This window comes from Peribacillus alkalitolerans (assembly GCF_010882125.1).
Taxonomy (GTDB): domain Bacteria; phylum Bacillota; class Bacilli; order Bacillales; family DSM-1321; genus Bacillus_BN; species Bacillus_BN alkalitolerans.
The window spans coordinates 55957-75475 of record NZ_JAAGVZ010000005.1 but is presented as its reverse complement, the minus strand read 5'-3'; the positions used below and the strand labels follow the sequence as shown (position 1 = coordinate 75475).

Genomic DNA, 19519 nt, shown 5'->3' with positions numbered 1-19519 from the left:
AGCTTATTCAATGTCCTGCGGTAAACAGAGGGAAATGGGAGACCCCACAGGCGGCAACGCCGAGGAGGCTCCCACCCTCCCTGCGGAATGCAAGTGCCTCTCGCTGCAATCAACGGACAAACTTAATAGTCTAAAAGCATCTATCTATAATAAATGAGCCAAATCAAAAGACAAAAAACCTATTGAAAATGATTATCGTTTTTGATAATATCTAATTGAACATGAAAATTATTCTCACTTATAATAAATGTCAAAGGCGGCGCATGACATGGTGTGGTTATTTATTGCTTCAACAATCGCTACATATAGTCTTGTAATGAAACACGTTCTAAACAATGTTCAGGGCGCATCGAATTCCAATAATTAATAAAAAATGATATCATATAAAAAATACTACTTATGACCAGGCTATTTGACTGGTCATTTTATTTTGCTCAAAAATCGATTACAATGAAGGCATATTGTATTGCAAGGGGAAAACTAAAAATGATTAAAACAACTATGAAACATAGCACTTTGATTCAATCTCTATTTTCAATTTTTCAAACATTTGAGAAGAACGGTGATTTGCAAAGTGCGGAAAAAATGAAGCAATTAATACAAAAGACAAAAACAAAGGAACACATCATTGCTCTTTGTGGTCATTTTTCTGCAGGAAAATCGAGCATGATTAACTACTTGTTGGGGGAGCAAGTTTTGCCTTCCAGTCCAATACCTACAAGTGCAAACCTTGTAAAAGTAATGAGTGGGGAAGAATATGCAAAAGTATTTTATTTCCATGATGAACCTGCCCTATTCCCTGCTCCCTATGATTTAAGAGAAGTGAAGAAATATTGTAAGGACGGGGATGCAGTCAAGGAGATTCATATCTCCTCACCGATGTTTCCTTTACCTTCACAGTGTTCGATCATGGATACACCAGGTATCGACTCTACAGATGATGCCCATAGAGTATCGACAGAATCTGCACTTCATTTAGCAGATATTATTTTTTATGTAATGGACTATAATCATGTCCAATCTGAAGTGAATTTTTTATTCACGAAAGAACTTACAGATGCAGGGAAGAAACTTTACTTAGTGGTCAATCAAATTGACAAACATGAAAATAAGGAATTAAGTTTTGAAGCTTTCCAGAATTCAGTAGAACAGGCATTTTCAGAATGGAATGTAAAGCCTGATGGGATTTTCTATTCGTCAGTCAGGGATTTAGATCATCCTAAAAATGATATCCAAACTGTTAAATCAATTATGTTTGAAAGTGTCAATTGGAGTGACGAGTTTACACTGAATTCCATATACAAATCTGCAGAAAGATTGGTAGAACAACATATCCTTTGGCTTCAAGACCAAAATGAAGAACGACTTTCTGAAGAAATTCAAATTTTGGATGAAATTGACCCTGAATCGTTGGCGTTGATGGTATCTGAGTTAACCAAGTTAACTTCAGCAAAACAGGAAATTTATGCAAGTCGTTTGGAGTTGGAGCAACAATTTCAAGAGGAATTAGTAAAAACTCTAAACAATGCGTACTTAATGCCGGCGGAAACGCGTGAATTAATTCGCTTGTTTATTGAATCTCAACAAAAAAACTTTAAGGTTGGCCTTCTTTTTTCAAAGGGTAAGACAGAACAGGTTCGACTGGAAAGAGAGAGAAGTCTGTTTGAGAGTCTAAAAGAAAGAATTCAAACACAGCTGGACTGGTCTGTTAAGGAATTATGCTTGTCTACAATTAATAAATTGAATTTATATTTGCCTAATCTTGAAAAATCCATTCAAGAGATGTCAATCTCCTTACCAGAACAACAGATTAAAGATATGGTCAAGGAACAATCGACCATTACAGGCGATTATGTCCTTCTATTTAGTAACGATGTGGCAGACTTATTGAAAAAACAAGCAAGACAAATGGCAATGAAATTTTTTGAAGTGATTCAGAAAGAACAAAATAAATCATTAGAAGAACAAATGTCTCTTTTTACAGCTAGAATGAACGAAATAGAAAAGTTTGTTTGTGCAAGTGAAAAGGTGCAGGATGGAAAAAATCGCATAGCTGAACAATCAAAAGAACTTCAGCAAGCTCTCATAAATGCCCCTAATATTCTTGACACAGAATCAATATTGCAAAAGTGGGCGACAGAGGAAAAGCAAGTGAGGATCATTTCAAATCAAGAGAAAGAAATAGATCAAAATATCTCCAAAACAACATTAGATGTTACACCAACTAATGTTCTAAATGATGGAAATGAGTCACAGGAAAATGGTAAACATAAACTTGAAATAACAACGAAAAAACTGAATCAAGCGGCTAAGTTCCTTACACCAGTGAAAGGTTTTACTCAGCTTGCTAAAGAATTACAAGAAAAATCGAAGAGACTTGAAAATCAAACCTTTACCATTGCCTTATTTGGAGCTTTCAGTGCCGGTAAATCCAGTTTTGCGAATGCATTGATTGGAGAGCGTATATTACCCGTATCACCAAATCCTACAACAGCTGTCATTAATAAAATCGTTCCTCCAACAAATGGGCAAGAGCATGGAACTGCAAAGGTACGATTGAAAAGTGAAGAAATGTTGTTTGAAGATATCCAAATTGCGATGCAAGCCTTTAAATTGTCTCCGAAGAATTTAGAAGAAGCATATCATTCTGCTAGAAACTTTAGTTATACCGATAAAGGCGATGGAAGAGAAAAAGCACATTTATCCTTCATTAAAGCTTTTGCAGCCGGTTATCCATTATATAAAGGACAATTCGGATCTGAAAAAATCGTTGATATGGCTGAGTTTCAGGATTTTGCAGCCAATGAAACGAAGTCTTGTCTTGTCGATTGGATTGAACTTTACTGGGATTGTGAATTTACTAGAAATGGAATGGTACTTGTAGATACACCAGGTGCTGATTCGATTAATGCTCGACATACGGACGCAGCATTTGAATATATCAAAAATTCCGATGCCATATTGTTTGTGACCTATTACAATCATCCATTTTCAATAGCTGACCGAGAATTCTTAATTCAGCTCGGCCGAGTGAAGGATTCTTTTGCAATGGATAAAATGTTTTTCCTATTAAATGCAGTAGACTTGGCACAATCCGAAGAGGAATGTGTAGATGTTAAAACCTATATCGAAGAGCAATTACAAGGTTTTGGTATTCGTTTCCCTAGGCTTTATCCGATTTCCAGTAAAGAGGCAATAGCGGAAAAGTCGGGAGATGATAAGTTCCAGCATACGTTTTTAAAAGACAGTGGGATGTCTAATTTCGAGACTGCATTTTATAGATTCATCTCTAATGAGTTGACAGACCTTGCTATCTCTTCAGCGATGAATTCAGTATCTAATGCTGTTTTGATGCTTGAAGATATGTTGAATACTGCCAAACAATCTCATGAGCAAAAAGAGCAGACTAAACTTACTTTTAATGCAGAATTAGAAGAAATGAGAAGTGTCATTGCTGAAATTGATTCTGAAGTTGAATTGGGAAGGATGCATAAGGAAGTTGATGAGCTATTATTTTATGCACGTCAAAGGGTATTCCTTAGATTCAATGATTTCTTTAAGGAGGCATTTAATCCAGCTGTAATAAAGGATGACGGCAGGGATTTGAAGCAAGCATTACAAACCTCTTTTTCGGAATTAAAGGAAAGCTTAGGCTTTGATCTCGCGCAAGAAATGAGAGCCACTGCATTGCGTATTGAGCTATATACTCAAAAACTTCTACAGCAAAAGCAATCCGCTCTATTACAGGAGCTTCAAAAAGTTAGAGGAGGAATTAATATCTCCTTTAAAGATACGAAAAAGCTCGATGCCTTACACTTTGAGGCTGCATTAAAAAATGTGAATGCAAGAGATTATAGGAAGGAACTTGCATTCTTCAAAAACACAAAAAGCTTCTTTGAGAAGAATGAAAAACAAAAAATGGCGGATGCGTTACATGAGGGGTTGAAATCTCCTACGCAAGAATATACCAATGAGCAAGGGGATTTGTTAAAGGCATACTATGGATCAAGTGTTGAATCGGAAATGCAGGACATCATGCAACACTTTGGTAAAAGTATAGAGGAAATTTACGAAGGCTATTATGACACACTATTAAATTCAAATAACATTGAAGAATATCAAAACCTTGTTAAAGAAATGAAGGAACTACTGGGTTAGTAGGAGTGATTTCTTGCAAAAAAATGTAATGGGTTTGATTCAGGATAAAGCTCGAATGGAAAATAAACAGGTGTTATTTGTGGCAGTCGTAGGTAGCCATGCTTATGGATTATCAAATTCTACCTCAGATCTGGACGTAAAATGGATATATGTTGAACGAGATAAAAGGAAATATCTTTCACTAAAGAAATCGAGTGATGTGCTTCAACAAGTTTGTCCTCCCTTTGAAATCGAAGGATGGGACATATATAAGGCATCTCATCTATACCTTAAAAGCAATCCAGGAATGTTCGAGTGGCTGACAACAGAAAATGTCTTGTATGATGAAGGCATTGGTTGTTTTCTTCGAGAGAATATGGAAAAACATTTTTCTTTGAAAGCACTTGGTTATCATTATTATCAAATGCTTGTAAAGAATGTGAAAAAACTTGAGGCAAATGAAAAGCTTGAATTAAAGGAAATAAAAATCTGTATTCAGGCCATTCGTTGTTATGTTATGCTTAAAAACCTGCTGTATCATCGTGAAATAATTAAAAGTCTCCAGGTTCCAACACTATTAGAAAGCATTCCATTAGATGGTGAAGCTTTAGAGCAATTTAAACTTACTATAAATAGTAAAACGCAAAATTCAGACTTTGAAAAAGTTCCAATACGAAGTATCCATGCATTCTTAAAGAGAGAACTGAATGGGTTTGAAGAGGGATTAAAGCAACTCCCTATAGGAGAGAATGCCGCGTCCATCTTGGACCAAGAAATTTGGCGGATATTGCAAGTATGATAGAGGGGGCCGATTATGAGCATTTTTGTTGATAAAGAGTGGGTAATGAATCAACTAACAAATGATGATGTCATTTTAATAGATTGCCATTTCCAGTTAGGAAATCCTACATTCGGCAAGGAGCATTTTGGGAAGGAACATATTCCTGGAGCAATTTTCTTTGATCTCGAGGAAGATTTATCTGGTACGGTTCAGTCCCATGGGGGCCGTCATCCTCTTCCTGATTTAAAAGTTTTTCAAGAAAAACTCGAGCAAAGGGGAATATCTCCTAAGAATACTGTGGTTGCTTATGATGATGGTGCAGGTCCATATGCATCTCGTTTATATTGGATGATGAAATATGTAGGACACGAGAAAGTTTATATCTTAAATGGTGGTTTAACAGATTGGAAAAAGGCGGACTTGCCGATTGAAATAGATTGTAAGCAAAGGAAAAGTAGCAATTATCCTTTGAAGGTAAATCCTGAAATCCTAGCCACGTATGAAGAGGTCCAGAAAGTCAGTCAGGGACATTCTTTAGATGTCACTCTGATTGATTCAAGGGAAGGGATGCGTTACAAAGGGATTGAGGAACCGATTGATAGAATAGCTGGACATATTCCCGGAAGCATCAATGAATTCTGGATGAATGGATTATCAGAAGGCAGGTTTTTACTTTCGGACGAACAAAAAAATCGCTTCAAGCACCTAGACGCCGATAAGGAAATCATCGTTTATTGTGGCTCAGGGGTTACGGCTTCTCCTAATTTTGTAGCTTTGAAAGAAGCAGGCTTCAATAAGGTGAAGGTTTATATCGGCAGTTACAGTGACTGGGTTTCCTATCCTGAAAATCCAGTATCAAAGGAATTGTAAAGTGAGGTATTTAAATTGAAAGAATCTAAATCTACTTATTTGTTAATAGATGGTATGGCCCTGTTATTCCGTGCATTCTATTCAACTGCCATGACAGGGCAATTCATGTTCAATTCGAAAGGTGTCCCAACCAATGCTGTACAAGGGTTCCTTAAGCACATGCTAATGGCGGCGGAAAAATTCCAGCCGTCCCATTTAACAGTTTGTTGGGATATGGGTTCAAAAACTTTTCGTACGGAAATGTTTCAAGAATATAAAGGGAATCGACCGGCTGCTCCAGTGGAATTATTGCCACAATTTGATTTAGTAAAAGAAGCTGTAGAGGCTTTTGACATTCCTAATATTGGACTGGAGAACTTTGAAGCAGATGATTGCATTGGCTCTCTTACAGCAATGCATAAAGAAGACTACCAAATTCAAATCTTGACAGGAGATCAAGATTTACTGCAGCTATTGGAACCTTCCGTCTCAGTTATTCTGTTGAAAAAAGGATATGGAAACTATGAGGTTCATGATGAAGAATCGTTCTTCGCTTGGAAAGGAATTTCACCTACCCAGATGGTCGATTTGAAAGCTCTTATGGGAGACCCATCCGATAATTATCCTGGTGTAAAGGGAATCGGGGAAAAGACTGCAATCAAGCTTCTTCAACAGTTTGAACATATTGAAGGGATATTAGAGAATTTGGCATCGCTAACTAAAACGCAGCGAACAAAAATCGAGGATGCTGTCGATCTCCTTCATTTGTCGAGGAAGTTGGCTGCAATTAAGTGTGACGTTCCAATTTCTTGTCCTTTAGAAAATGCAATATACAAATATGACAATGAAACAGTACATGCCATGCTGAAATCTCATGAATTTAAAACGGTCTATAGGCATGTCCCAAGCCCTACACCAGATCCTTTTGCATTGATATAGTCATTTTTCAAGAACTAAGGTATTATGTAGGAGGGAAATAGATACATTTTTGTGAGGGATCAATCTGAACATGAAGACAGTAGACGAGTACATTTGCTTCCTTGAAGACAAAGGGTTTCATTTCGCGGATGAAGCAATAGGCTTTATCTATTTTGGTAAGCAATATACCAATGCGCCAGATTGGCTAGTAAACACCTGCATAGAAATGACTCTGAAAGCACAGAAACAATTTGATGGAAGTTTTTACGTATCCTTGCTTGAATCTATGACACACCAAAAAGTGGAGAATCGGAAGCAAGCAAAGAATGTGGCTGAACAGTTTGGAGTTTTGGTATAAAGTTTCCAAAATCAGCTTCCCCGTAGTGATAGTCTTCCATTTGAAACTAAAAATAGCCGCTTGGGAAATAATTCCCACCGGCTAAATGATCACTATTTATGCGGACACCTTTTCATTAATGGAGGTGTCCTTTTTTCTTGGTTTATTCGGTAGTTCGGCCAATATCATGCCAGCGAAGATCATAATGCATCCAGCCAATGTGGCAGCAGTGAATCTTTCAGAAATCCATAAGTATGATGTTATAGCTGCAAACACAGGTTCCATAGCGAAAATAAGAGCCACTCTTGTAGGGGATGTATAGCTCTGGAAATAAGTTTGGGCCAAGAAAGCGAAAGCTGTAGCTAAAACAGAAGTTATGATTAAAGCTGAAAGGACTTCAGGTTGAATGAATGTGTCGACATCAAACATTCTACTAAAGTCTTCTGTTCCTATACTAAAAGCAGTGGATAACAAACCGACAGTGAGGATTTGAATCAACGTCAACTCTAAAGCCGGGTAGGTGCCTGCGTATTTGGTAGTAGTAATAATATGCATTGCAAAACCGATTGTACAAAAAAAGACTAAAATGTCTCCCATATTAACGTTCGAAGTTTGTATGGCAGTCATTACGTATAATCCTGTCGCTGCAAATATTACTCCAATAACAGCATTCCTGTGAGGTTTCTGTTTTAAAACGAACAATGAAAAAAGCGGAACAAGGACGACACTTAAACCAGTAATAAAACCCGCCTTAGCTGGGGTAGTATACAAAAGTCCAAATGTTTGGAACGCATATCCTATGAATAACCATATCCCCATTTTAATACCAGCAAATAGTAAAGGTTTAGAAAAACCAAGTGTTTGTTTTTTTCTTGCTAAAAACCATATATATAAAATAATAAAAGCCATCATAAATCGAACTGCATTAAAACTAAAAGGCTCCAAAAAGGATATCGCATCTTGGACAAGGACGAAAGTGGCTCCCCATATAAAAACAACCAATAATAATGTACAATCTGCAAGTAGTTTTTTATTCATCGACATCATCCTTTATTCAATTGTACAGCTTTTCTAGCTAATTCATCAGCATTCCTGTTTTCAGAACTCGGTATCCACTTTATGAAGAAAAGCGGAATTTGCTGATACAAGTCCATTGCTTTTGCAAGTAAAGGAGCATAGCGTTTGTTCTTTGCAAATTCTTTTTCAACAGCAGAACTGATTGCTTGAGAATCTGTCCGAAAAGAAACAGTGTGAAACCCTTTTTCTACACATATTTCCAATGCTTTAATTAATGCATGGTATTCGGCTTCGTGATTTTCCATTTCACCCAATGGAATGGAGTATCTCTCTACCTCACCATTATTTTTAATGAAAATTCCTGCCCCACTAGGGCCAGGATTGCCTGCGCTTGCACCATCGATATAAACCTCAATCATGTAACAAATGCCTCCCTAAGTATATACCTATGTAGTTTATCATAAAGTATATTCAAAATAGATGGTACAAAAAGTATGAGGGCCAATTTTCCTTAATAATAGAAAAATTTTGAAGGAAAGGGAAGTTTTAAGGGTATTATGAGAAAATATATATAGCTAAATTAAAATCTCGATTATCCATCAGAAGATGCCTTGTTTAGCTGATTTCAATAATTGAATTCATCTTTTAACGTCGTTTTGGATAAATATATAAGAATAACGAAATTAGTCAACCTCACTCTTCTCAAAAGTGGAAGGAATGATAGTATGCAAGTAAAAATCGAATGGAAATTCACTCTGTCTAAAAAACCATCTACTATTTTCTATTCAGATTGGGTTCCAGCAGGGGAAGCAATTGTTATTATGGAGGACCTTGAAAAAACTGGTCGGGCTCATGAAATAGAATTTCAAGATGAAATAGGGACTGTATGGACGAAAAAAGAATTGAAAAAATTATTAGAAGAAACAAAAGAAGAACCACAGGATGTAATGGTTTATTTTGACGGTGGATTTTTAAAAGAAGTCGGTAAGGCTGCTAGTGGGCTTGTCATTTACTATTCACAAAATGGTAGGAAACTTCGGTTAAGAGTGAATAAGGTGTTGGAGGGTCTTTCTTCCAATAATGAAGCTGAATACGCTGCTTTTTATGATGGGGTATTAGCACTGGAAGACTTAGGAGTTCACCATCAAGCGGTAACATTTAAAGGTGATTCACAAGTAGTTTTGAACCAATTAGCAGGGGATTGGCCTTGTTTTGAAGATGAGTTTAATAAATGGCTTGATCGAATTGAAGAAAAACTAAATGCTTTGTCAATCCATCCTAAATATGAACCAATTAGCAGGAAACTTAACAGCGAAGCGGATAAACTGGCTACACAGGCACTTCAGGGGACAATAATAAAAAGTACACTCGAAATTTAGAAAGGGTTTATGGAGATGAATCGAAAAAGGATTTTTAATGAAGTCCAAGACGTATTGACTTCTTATTGTGAAGGATGCTTTGTTTATTCTCATCATCGAAAAGAGTTAGGTAGGAATAATGCCCACAATTTTTGTATCACATATTGTACGGTAGGTCAGAAGTTAAAAAGTATTGGAAAGAAATTAACTTAGAATTTTGACAAGGAGGTGAAGCACACCTCCTTTTTATTACGCCAAAAAAGCAATTGTGATACTATTAAGGTAATAATAGGTTTGGGCGTAAGAGGTGAAATATGAAAATAATCATAGCTGAAAAGCCAGATCAAGGGTTAAAACTGGCCGCACCATACAGCTTCAAGAAAAAAGATGGGTATGTAGAGATTGCACCTAATAGCACTTTCCCTAAAGGTGCCTTTTTAACGTGGGCCATAGGACATTTATGTGAATTGATACCTCCCGAAGAATATGATCCATCATGGAAAAAATGGAAAATAGATACTTTGCCAATCATTCCAACTAGATTTCAGCACCGCGTCATGAAAGCCAAGTGGAAACAATTTAAAGTCATACAAGGGCTCGTCCAAAATCCAAGTGTATCAGAGGTCATCATTGCAGGGGATGCTGAGCGGGAAGGGGAAGCGATCATTCGGATTATCCTTGGTCAATGTAGGAATCAAAAACCAATGAAGAGGTTATGGATTTCCTCGTTGACTGAAAATGCCGTAAAACAAGGGTTTTCTAATCTATTAGAAGAAGAAAAAACAAGAAATTTGTATCACGAGGCATTAAGTAGACAATGTGCAGATTGGCTAATTGGAATGAACGCTTCAAGGATTTACACCTTGCTTCTTCAAAAAAAAGGCCTTCAGGACGTTTTTTCTGTTGGAAGAGTTCAGACTCCAACTTTGGCTTTAATTGTAAAGAGGGAAAAAGAAATTCAACAATTCACTTCTAAACCATTTTGGGAAGTCATCTGTGATTTTTCAATAAATGGGAAAACATATTCCGGTAAATGGCATAAACATAAGGAAACACGAATTGAAGACGAAAAAATGGCAAATGCCATCCAAAAGTTTTGTATAGGGAAACCAGCCACAGTAGCAAGTGTAGAAAAGGAAAGAAAAGAATATCTTCCCCCATTTTTATTCAATTTATCTAGCCTACAAGCCACAGCGAACAAGTTGTATAAATTCCCTCCTAAAAAAACCCTTGATATTGCCCAAAAACTATATGTCCAAGGTGTAATATCTTACCCACGGAGTGATTCAAGCTTTGTGACTAAGGAAGAGGCTAACGGATTTCCGGACATTTTGGATAAGCTTTCGAAATTCAATGAATTCTCATCTCTTTTCCCATTGCCTAAGGAATCCATCATGAATGATAAAAGATATGTGAATGAAAAGAAGGTCACAGACCATTATGCCATCATTCCCACTGAACAAGTTCCTAGAGAGGGTAGGTTAAGTGGTGATGATTGGAAAATTTATGAGTTGATTGCAAAACGTTTAATTGCGGCCCACTATCCAAAAGCGATTTTTGATTATACAACTGTTCATACATTAGTGGATAAGAGAGCTGAATTCATAACGAAAGGCAAAGAGAAAATTCAAGATGGCTGGCGAAAAGTTTTATTTGAAAAAGAAAATAAAGAGAGTGATGAAGAACAAGACCTTCCTCCATTTGAGGAGGGAGAAGAAGGTAGTGTGATAAAAGCTAAGGTGAAAAAGGGAGAAACACAGCCCCCTAAACGATACACCGAGGGACAGCTTATTACGCTTATGAAAACGGCAGGCAAGCATATTGAAGACCAAGAGCTTCAAGCAATGCTAAACAAGACGGAAGGATTAGGGACAGAAGCCACTCGCGCAGGGATCATAGGAATCCTAAAGGACCGTGGATATATTTCAGTTGTAAAGAACCAAGTTTATGCCACTGATAAAGGGATGGTTTTAATTGAGGCAGTTGGGAAAACCATACTAGCTTCTCCTGAAATGACAGCTAAATGGGAAAAAAGACTTGAAGAAATAGGTGATGGGAATGCGGGTCCATCGGAATTTATGAACCAAGTTAAGAAACTATCCACAAAACTGATAGAGGACGCTGTAGAAAATGAGGCAACTTGGGAATTTCATCAATTCGATTTGGAGAGTATGTCAAAAAGTACGGTTCGTAAAGGGAAAAAGGTTATTAAAAAGACCACTTCACTTGGAATTTGCCCTAATTGTAAAGGATCGATTGTAGACAAAGGGACTTTTTATGGGTGCAGCCAATATACCAAAAATCAATGTAAGTTTACGATTTCTAAAAAAATGCTCGGAAAATCTATCACCCAAAAAAATATTCGACTCCTTTTAAAAGAAGGTGTCACAGAACAAATAGAAGGATTTAAAAAAGATGATAAAGTGTTTACAGCAAAGCTTTGTATGAAGGATGGAAAGGTTTCATTCCAGTATGGGTAAACCCGTTTCTATGGAAAAAGAGTCCCAATCCTTGTTATGTCCCCAAGAGTATAGTAAAATTTTTATGATATGTGTTTTGAATGGGAGGATATGGGATGCCAACACCTAGTATGGAGGATTATATAGAACAAATTTATTTACTGATTGAAGAAAAAGGATATGCAAGGGTTTCCGACATTGCAGAAAACTTGTCAGTACACCCATCCTCCGTGACAAAAATGGTTCAAAAGCTAGATCAAGAAGAATATTTAGTTTATGAAAAATATAGAGGATTGATTTTGACTCCTAAGGGCAAGAAGATTGGCAAAAGACTCGTATTTCGCCATGATTTGCTAGAACAATTGTTACGAACAATTGGAGTGAAAGAGGAGAATATTTATAGGGACGTTGAAGGAATAGAGCATCATTTAAGCTGGGATGCGATAGATCGGATTGGTGATCTTGTTCAATATTTTGAAGAAGATGAAAATCGGATAAACCACCTTCAAGCCATCCAGAAACAAAATGAAGACAATCAAAAGAATTAAACACGAAAAAGGATTGCACAGAAAGTGCAATCCTTTTTCGTGCTAAAAGAAGTCCATTTTTCCAATAGACTAAAGTTAAACGGATTTTTTCACCACAAGTACAAGTCATTCCCACATTAGAAGCTAGCTAAGTTCCCTAAAGTTGTTATAATTATCTAAAAGAGTTGATACATATAGTGAGGAGTGTGTTGGAATGAATAATTGGCACATAGAAGCTGAAAAGCAATGGGATCAATTTGCCGCAGAGTGGTCAAGTAACTCTAAGGATATGTGGGAAAATGGCAGTAGAAAAAAAATCCTTCCCTTTTTTTTGAGTCATTTAAAGGAAGGATCGTATATCGCTGACTTAGGTTGTGGTGACGGATACGGCACGCTGGGTCTGGCAAGGCATGGAATGAAGGCAATAGGATTAGATCTTTCTAAAGAAATGGTTGATACAGCAAGCGATAGAGCAAAAGGTTTTAAGGGGGTTCAGTTCATTCAAGGTGATTTGAGCCAACTTCCATTTGAATCGGATTCATTGGACGGTACTATGGCCATTAATTCGCTGGAATGGACTGAAAATCCGTTACATTCCTTAAATGAGATTAGAAGAATTGTAAAAACAGATGGTGTTGCTTGCTTTGGGATATTGGGGCCAACTGCGGCACCGAGACAGGCGCATAGTTATAAACGACTTTATGGTGAGCAGATTATTATGAATTCGATGATGCCTTGGGAGTTCGCCAGATTGGCAGAAGAAAATGGATGGAAACTAATTGATGACAAGGGTGTTGAAAAAAGGGAAGCGAAACTTGAGCAACTGGTGCATTTGCCTAAGGAAATTCAACAGGCCGTATGTTTTATGTGGTTATTCATTTTGAAAAAAATATAGGACCAAAAAAGGATCAATTCTCGAAATGAGAACAGATCCTTTTTTCTCTAAAATACCGACCCTTCAACCCATACGGGGCAAACTCCTCATTTACCATTGATAAGGTGTTTCTTGGTAAACATAATAATTGAGCCAGTTAGAAAACAAAAGGTGTGCATGGCTTCTCCAGCGCTGCATTGGAATCTGATTAGGGTCATCACAAGGAAAGTAATTTTCAGGAATGTGAATATTTTGGCCCTTCTTGAGATCGCGCGCATATTCTTCCCCTAATGTTTCTGCATCGTACTCCAAATGACCCGTGATCATGATTCTCTTTCCATCCTTAGATCCAACTAAAAGGACACCGGCATATTCGGATTCAGCTAAAATATTCAAATCTCTGTTTGCTTCTAAAGTATTTCGCTCTATATCTGTATATCGTGAAATAGGGGCAATGAAAACATCATCAAACCCTCTTACTATTTTCTCATTTCTATTTTTTACATAATGGGAGTAAACACCAAAGCACTTTCTAGATAACTCATATTTGTTAATACCGTAATGATAATACAAAGCTGCCTGAGCTCCCCAACAAATATGAAGGCTCGATGTTACATTTCTTGAAGACCATTCCATAATCTCTTTTAACTCTTCCCAATAATCCACCTCTTCAAATTCAAATTTTTCAACTGGTGCACCGGTAATGACTAAACCATCGAACTTTTGGCTTTTTACCTCAGAATAAAACTTATAAAATTTATCTAAGTGGGACTTACTCGTATTTTTTGATTGATGGGAAGCTAATTTTAGGAATGTTACATTAAGTTGTAGAGGGGTATTTCCTAAGAGTCTTAACAATTGTGCCTCGGTTTTCTCCTTTTCTGGCATCAGGTTCAGAATGGCTATGTTTAAGGGTCTAATATCTTGGTGGTCTGCACGGTCCTCTTCCATAACAAAAATTTGTTCTTGCTCCAAAATTTCCTTAACTGGTATTCCACTTGGTATTTTAATAGGCAAACTTCAAAACCTCCGTTTTTTAAACTGAAAATTCTAAACTCATTAATGACTTCATTATATATAGATTTAGAGTTTTATCAATGTCAATCTGATCGATAATAACACGTACAAGTTGTATGTAGGAGTAATTAATGGAAATTCAGAAGGAATATGTATAAAATGTGTTCATAAAACAACAAAATTTAGATATTTATAGAAAGCAGTGATACAAAATGTTTGATCCGACAGCCTTTGATAATATGAAAACGGTCCTAGAAGGTGCAGTGTATGACCAAGATTTAGAGGGGGCTATCCTAGTAACCAATCGAAATGATCTTTTGGACTTAGCACAATTGTCTAGATGCTTCAAAATTGATTTGCAACTTAGACCTATTAAGCAAGGAACGGAATCAACAATAACTGCAAGTTTGGTATTAAGGTCGTCCCTGGAGAACTTTGCAGCGGAGTTACTATCGAGTGAAAACCCATCTATCTGGAAGAATGCAGGTGCGAATCTAAAGATACAATTTGCTATCCCCATGCAATTGCCTTCTCTAGACAGCATTCAAAAATTGACGTCACTCCTCAAAAAACAATGGGGGGAAAACCGGGAAATCATTATTAAGGAAGAAAAGACGTTTGAAAATGCTGTCTATAGGGATAGTCTAATATATTCAACAGTGCAGTTTGCAAGACTTGTGACAGAAGATCAGTTAGAGGATTTATTTGAACTCGTTAACCATGTTATCAAGTCATTAGAAGAATTGGAGAGTTTCACATCATAATAGTATTGTGAATGGAACAACTACTTTTACTCATGTACAATTAAGGTATTTCCGAAAAGGAGGGAATTTCTATGTCTATATATGAATATGAAGCTAAAAGTATCGATGGCTCAATTGTCACTATGGAAAATTATAAAGGTAAAGTGCTTTTAATTGTTAATACGGCCAGTAAATGTGGATTTACCAACCAATATGATGAACTCCAAAAGATATATGAAAAATACCGTGACCAAGGATTTGAGATACTAGGATTCCCATGTAACCAATTTATGGGGCAAGAACCTGGCGATGAATTAGACATCCAATCATTTTGTCGTTTAAACTACGGAGTTACATTTCCAATGTTCGCAAAGATCGACGTGAATGGGGAAGATGCACATCCTCTGTTTAAATACTTAGCTGATGAAGCCCCAGGCCTATTAGGCTCAAAAAGTATAAAATGGAACTTCACTAAGTTCCTGATAAATCGAGAAGGAAAACCAGTTAGTCGATTCGCTCCGAAAACGAAACCATTCGAATTTGAAAAAGACATTGAAAACTTATTATAATGTGAAGTAACCTCGCCAAGCTAAGTTTAGCTTGGCGTTTATTTTTGGCTAAGTTAAAGCTCATTGTTGATTTGGTACTAAGTTGATTGGACGGCACGTTTGGGACTCATCAAGAATATATTCAATTCCTTCAAGCGGGGTTTTTCGAGGATGCTAATTCAATTTCCGGCAGGAAAGCGGATCGATGGTGACCCCACAGGCGTGCAATGAACGAGGAGGCTTCTGAAGCAAGTGCCTCTCGATAAAGGCTAGTAACAGAGCCTAAATTTTTAAGAGTTCTAAAAACAAGAATTATTATTCAATGAAAAGTATTTTTTTAGAAAAAATAAAGGAAATTCGCAACAAAGTTAGAAATCTAAATAGTAATGATATTGCATAAACTAGATAACAACCTAAAAAAGGGTGAATAAATTGAACGAAAAAATAGCATGGGTTACCGATAGTACAACTTTTCTTGATGAAGAATTAAAGGGAAATCCAGATGTATATGTGATTCCAATGATGGTTTTTGTGGAAGGTAAAGAATATTTGGATGGAGTCGATATCCACCCTAAGGATTTATTTGCATTAATGGATGAAAAGAAAGCGGTTCCAAAAACGTCACAACCTTCTGTGGGCACCTTCTATGAACTATATAAAAAATTGGAAGATTCATATGACAGAATATATTCCTTCCATGTTTCCAGTTTTCTAAGCGGGACTGTATCATCAAGTCAACAGGCGGCACAAATGGTTAATATACCTGTACATACGGTGGATTCCTTGATTCTGTCGTATCCTACTTCCTTCTTAATGAAAAAAGCAATGAAATGGTTGTCTGAAGGAGTCTCCAATGATGAAACGTTGACAAGAATTGACGAGTTAAAACAGAAAAATGAGACGTATGTTTTGATTGGTGACCTAGTCCAGCTTCACAGAAGTGGAAGGATGAATGGGGTTCAATACTTCCTAGGCAGTATGTTAAATGTGAAACCGATCATTTCCATTGAAGATGGAAAGCTCTCAAGCAAGGAAAAGGTCCGAAGTGAAAAACAGGCACAGAAAAAAATCTTTTCATATTTACAAAGAGCGGTAGATGAGGGGATTGTCAAAGAGTGCTTTATACTTTATGGAAATGATGAATCCCAAACAATAGAATGGTATGAAGAACTTACTTCACTATACCCTAATATCCAGTTCTATAAATGTGCACTTGGAACGGCAATTGGTGTCCATGCAGGTGGGAATACATTAGGTATAAGTTGGTATAATGAGTAAGGAATTTTGTAGGGCTCTTAAAGGGGCCTTTTTTTTGTTGAGAATTCGTTATGTAATACAAATCCATCATTCTTCATTCTGCGATTAATCGTGGTACAATAAGGTCATTGCAATAATAAGGAGAACAAGATGCATAACAATTTGATAAAAGAAGCTGAAATGTTGGTAAGAACTCAATTAGGTAAAGATGCCTCTGGTCACGATTATCATCATTGTGACAGAGTACGAAAACTTGCCATTAAAATAGCCATCCAGGAAGGGATTACTGATACAAGTATCATAGAATTGGCAGCGTTATTGCATGATGTTCCTGATGAAAAATTGAATGATGGGGCCGAGCAAGGTTGGAGAATGCTTGATGAATGGTTTGATGGACAAGAAGCGCCATTAGAGATAAGAACACAAATAAAAACCATTATTCAAGAAGTTTCATATAAAGGTGGACATAATTCACCACCATCTTCTCTAGAAGCAGAAATCGTACAAGATGCAGATCGTCTTGAAGCAATTGGTGCGATTGGGATTGCACGAGCTTTTGCATATGGGGGTAAAAAGGGAAGACCACTATATGATCCTTCTATTTCTGTGAGAGATGAGATGACACTAGAAGAATATCGCAATGCGAATTCCACTACAATCCATCACTTTTATGAAAAGCTCTTGAAGCTATCAGCCCTTTTCAATACTGGAACTGGGAAAGAGATGGCTAAAAAAAGGCACGAATACATGGAATCATTTTTAGATCAATTTTATAAAGAATGGGATGCAGAAGTATGAAGATTTTTTCAATGGAAGATGTAAAAAAAACAGTTGGAGATAAAACCTTGTTTGCTGGACTTTCTTTTTCTATTCGAGAAGGCGACAAAATTGGAATCATTGGTGTAAATGGGACTGGAAAGTCCACTTTATTAAAAATTATCTTTGGACAGGAAGAAGCCGACCAAGGAATAAAAGATCATCCACGTGATTATACAATCTCCTATTTACCACAAGAACCAGAATTTGATGAGAATGAGTCAATTATCGATCATCTGTTTAAAAGTGATACACCATTGTTCAAACTGATTCGTGAATACGAAAGTGTTCTACTGGAATTACAAGTACAACCAGAAAACGAAGCCATTCAGCAAAAATTATTTAAGCTGCAGCATCAAATGGACGAAATGAATGGGTGGGAAAGGAACGCCGAAGCTAAATCTATTCTGACAAAACTGGGTATGAAGGATTTCAATTCAAGGATTGGAAACCTGTCAGGCGGACAGAAAAAAAGGGTCGCTTTAGCAAAAGCACTTATCGAAAATTCTGATTTGCTAATCCTGGATGAACCGACGAACCATTTGGATTTTGAGAGTATCCAATGGCTTGAACAGTATATTGGTAAATATCAAAAATCAGTTTTATTTGTTACCCATGATCGTTATTTTCTTGATAATATTTCTACGAAAATTTGGGAGCTAGCAAATGGGAACTTGTACGAGTATAAAGGGAACTATGCGGATTACCTTGAATCAAAAGCCAGTCGGGAAGAAAATGAACAAATTATGCAATCCAAAAAAGAAAGTCTATTCAAGAAAGAGCTAGCTTGGATAAGACGAGGAGCGAAGGCTCGGACTACAAAACAAAAAGCTCGGATAGACAGATTTAGTCAACTTGAAACTGAAGTGAGCCAAAAGACATCTTCAGATAAGTTAGAAATGGACTTGATGGGTAGCAGACTAGGTAAAAAAGTAATCGAATTAATAAAAGTCAAAAAGAGTTTTGATAGCCAAACCGTTTTAAATGGATTTTCTCTTTTGTTAAAACCTGGTGACAGAATTGGGATTGTAGGGAAGAATGGTGCAGGAAAATCCACCCTATTAAATATTGTTGCTGGAAAGGAAACGATTGATTCGGGTGAAATCGAACAAGGCACAACAGTTAAGATAGGTTACTATACTCAAGAAACTGTAAGCCTTAATGAAGGCATGAGGATGATTGAATACATCCGTGAAGAAGCTGAAGCGATCAAATTAAAAGATGGTTCATTGGTTTCAGCAGCAAACATGTTGGAGAAATTTTTATTTCCGATTCATACCCACGGTACACCCATTTCTAAATTGTCCGGTGGGGAAAAGAGAAGATTGTATTTATTAAGAATATTAATGTCATCACCTAACGTTTTACTTATGGACGAGCCAACGAATGATTTAGATACTGAGACTTTAACTGTATTAGAAGACTTCTTGGATAGTTTTTCAGGGGTCGTCATTACAGTTTCCCATGATCGATACTTTCTTGATAAAGTAACAACAGAACTTCTTGTTTTCTTAGGAAATGGTGAAATTTCACGATATTATGGGACGTACACCGAGTATTTGGAATCTGGAAAAGCTGAAGAGGTTTCTGCAGTGGAAGAAAAAACGCTGCCTCAGGAAGCTCCACAAATAAAAGAAACGAAAAAGAAGAAAAAATTGAGCTATATGGAAATGCGTGAATGGGAAACGATTGAATCAGATATACAAAAGGTTGAAGAAAGATTAGAAGTCATTGCAAAAGAAATTCAGCAAACAGGTTCTGATTTTGAAAAAGCAGCAGCTTTTATGAAAGAGGAAACAGAACTAACGGAAAAACTTGAATCTTTGATTGAAAGATGGTCTTACCTATCAGAAAAAATGGAAGAGTAAAGGAAGTGAAGAT

18 protein-coding genes are annotated in these 19519 nt (G+C 36.8%); 15 read left to right on the top strand and 3 right to left on the bottom strand.

Annotated elements, in window-relative coordinates:
* Positions 1-486 precede the first annotated feature (486 nt).
* From G3O09_RS07795 to G3O09_RS07775, 5 genes are all read left to right on the top strand, one after another.
* Complete coding sequence (locus G3O09_RS07795; protein WP_163100939.1) at positions 487-4158, top strand: dynamin family protein; 3672 nt, start codon at positions 487-489, stop codon at positions 4156-4158.
* A gap of 13 nt (positions 4159-4171) precedes the next feature.
* On the top strand, positions 4172-4936 hold the full coding sequence (locus G3O09_RS07790; RefSeq protein ID WP_163100938.1) for a DNA polymerase beta superfamily protein: 765 nt from the start codon (positions 4172-4174) through the stop codon (positions 4934-4936).
* A gap of 21 nt (positions 4937-4957) precedes the next feature.
* Positions 4958-5788: a sulfurtransferase gene (locus G3O09_RS07785; RefSeq protein WP_163101111.1), complete on the top strand. Its 831-nt coding sequence runs from the start codon at positions 4958-4960 to the stop codon at positions 5786-5788.
* A gap of 15 nt (positions 5789-5803) precedes the next feature.
* Positions 5804-6706 (top strand): 5'-3' exonuclease, encoded by a 903-nt coding sequence (locus tag G3O09_RS07780; protein ID WP_163100937.1) that lies wholly within the window; start codon positions 5804-5806, stop codon positions 6704-6706.
* Positions 6707-6776: 70 nt separating this feature from the next.
* Positions 6777-7043, top strand: coding sequence for a DUF6123 family protein (locus G3O09_RS07775; RefSeq protein WP_163100936.1), 267 nt, complete (start codon positions 6777-6779; stop codon positions 7041-7043).
* 96 nt (positions 7044-7139) lie between these two features.
* Here G3O09_RS07775 and G3O09_RS07770 read toward each other — a convergent pair whose 3' ends face one another.
* Together G3O09_RS07770 and G3O09_RS07765 are read right to left on the bottom strand one after the other, a co-directional pair.
* On the bottom strand, positions 7140-8060 hold the full coding sequence (locus G3O09_RS07770; RefSeq protein ID WP_163100935.1) for a DMT family transporter: 921 nt from the start codon (positions 8058-8060) through the stop codon (positions 7140-7142).
* A gap of 5 nt (positions 8061-8065) precedes the next feature.
* A complete protein-coding gene (locus G3O09_RS07765) occupies positions 8066-8458 on the bottom strand; it encodes a reverse transcriptase-like protein (RefSeq protein ID WP_163100934.1) in 393 nt (130 codons plus the stop codon).
* 306 nt (positions 8459-8764) lie between these two features.
* Here G3O09_RS07765 and G3O09_RS07760 point away from each other — a divergent pair, with 306 nt between their 5' ends.
* The 5 genes from G3O09_RS07760 to G3O09_RS07740 all read left to right on the top strand — a co-directional run bounded on the left by G3O09_RS07760 (position 8765) and on the right by G3O09_RS07740 (position 13278).
* The gene (locus G3O09_RS07760) at positions 8765-9418 is read left to right on the top strand and encodes a reverse transcriptase-like protein (protein WP_163100933.1); all 654 of its coding nucleotides are present in this window, start codon (positions 8765-8767) and stop codon (positions 9416-9418) included.
* A gap of 9 nt (positions 9419-9427) precedes the next feature.
* Positions 9428-9610: a zinc-finger domain-containing protein gene (locus G3O09_RS07755; protein ID WP_338048406.1), complete on the top strand. Its 183-nt coding sequence runs from the start codon at positions 9428-9430 to the stop codon at positions 9608-9610.
* Positions 9611-9711: 101 nt separating this feature from the next.
* Positions 9712-11877: a DNA topoisomerase III gene (locus G3O09_RS07750; protein ID WP_163100931.1), complete on the top strand. Its 2166-nt coding sequence runs from the start codon at positions 9712-9714 to the stop codon at positions 11875-11877.
* A gap of 95 nt (positions 11878-11972) precedes the next feature.
* A complete protein-coding gene (mntR, locus tag G3O09_RS07745) occupies positions 11973-12404 on the top strand; it encodes a transcriptional regulator MntR (RefSeq protein WP_163100930.1) in 432 nt (143 codons plus the stop codon).
* A gap of 193 nt (positions 12405-12597) precedes the next feature.
* On the top strand, positions 12598-13278 hold the full coding sequence (locus G3O09_RS07740; RefSeq protein WP_163100929.1) for a class I SAM-dependent methyltransferase: 681 nt from the start codon (positions 12598-12600) through the stop codon (positions 13276-13278).
* A 90-nt stretch (positions 13279-13368) separates the two neighbouring features.
* On the opposite strand, the gene metA is transcribed toward G3O09_RS07740, so the two are convergent.
* On the bottom strand, positions 13369-14274 hold the full coding sequence (gene metA / locus G3O09_RS07735) for a homoserine O-acetyltransferase MetA (protein WP_163100928.1): 906 nt from the start codon (positions 14272-14274) through the stop codon (positions 13369-13371).
* Positions 14275-14486: 212 nt separating this feature from the next.
* Between metA and G3O09_RS07730 the strand changes: the two genes are divergently transcribed.
* From G3O09_RS07730 to G3O09_RS07710, 5 genes are all read left to right on the top strand, one after another.
* Positions 14487-15038: a hypothetical protein gene (locus G3O09_RS07730; RefSeq protein WP_163100927.1), complete on the top strand. Its 552-nt coding sequence runs from the start codon at positions 14487-14489 to the stop codon at positions 15036-15038.
* Positions 15039-15109: 71 nt separating this feature from the next.
* A complete protein-coding gene (locus tag G3O09_RS07725; RefSeq protein WP_163100926.1) occupies positions 15110-15586 on the top strand; it encodes a glutathione peroxidase in 477 nt (158 codons plus the stop codon).
* A gap of 411 nt (positions 15587-15997) precedes the next feature.
* Positions 15998-16843 carry a DegV family protein gene (locus tag G3O09_RS07720; protein WP_163100925.1) on the top strand — a complete coding sequence of 282 codons (846 nt, stop codon included), beginning with the start codon at positions 15998-16000 and terminating at the stop codon, positions 16841-16843.
* Between the two features lie 129 nt (positions 16844-16972).
* Complete coding sequence (locus G3O09_RS07715; RefSeq protein WP_163100924.1) at positions 16973-17620, top strand: HD domain-containing protein; 648 nt, start codon at positions 16973-16975, stop codon at positions 17618-17620.
* Positions 17617-19506, top strand: a complete 1890-nt coding sequence (locus G3O09_RS07710) for an ABC-F family ATP-binding cassette domain-containing protein (RefSeq protein WP_163100923.1) — start codon at positions 17617-17619, stop codon at positions 19504-19506. The genes G3O09_RS07715 and G3O09_RS07710 overlap by 4 nt, the downstream gene beginning before the upstream one ends.
* The last annotated feature ends 13 nt before the right edge of the window (positions 19507-19519 follow it).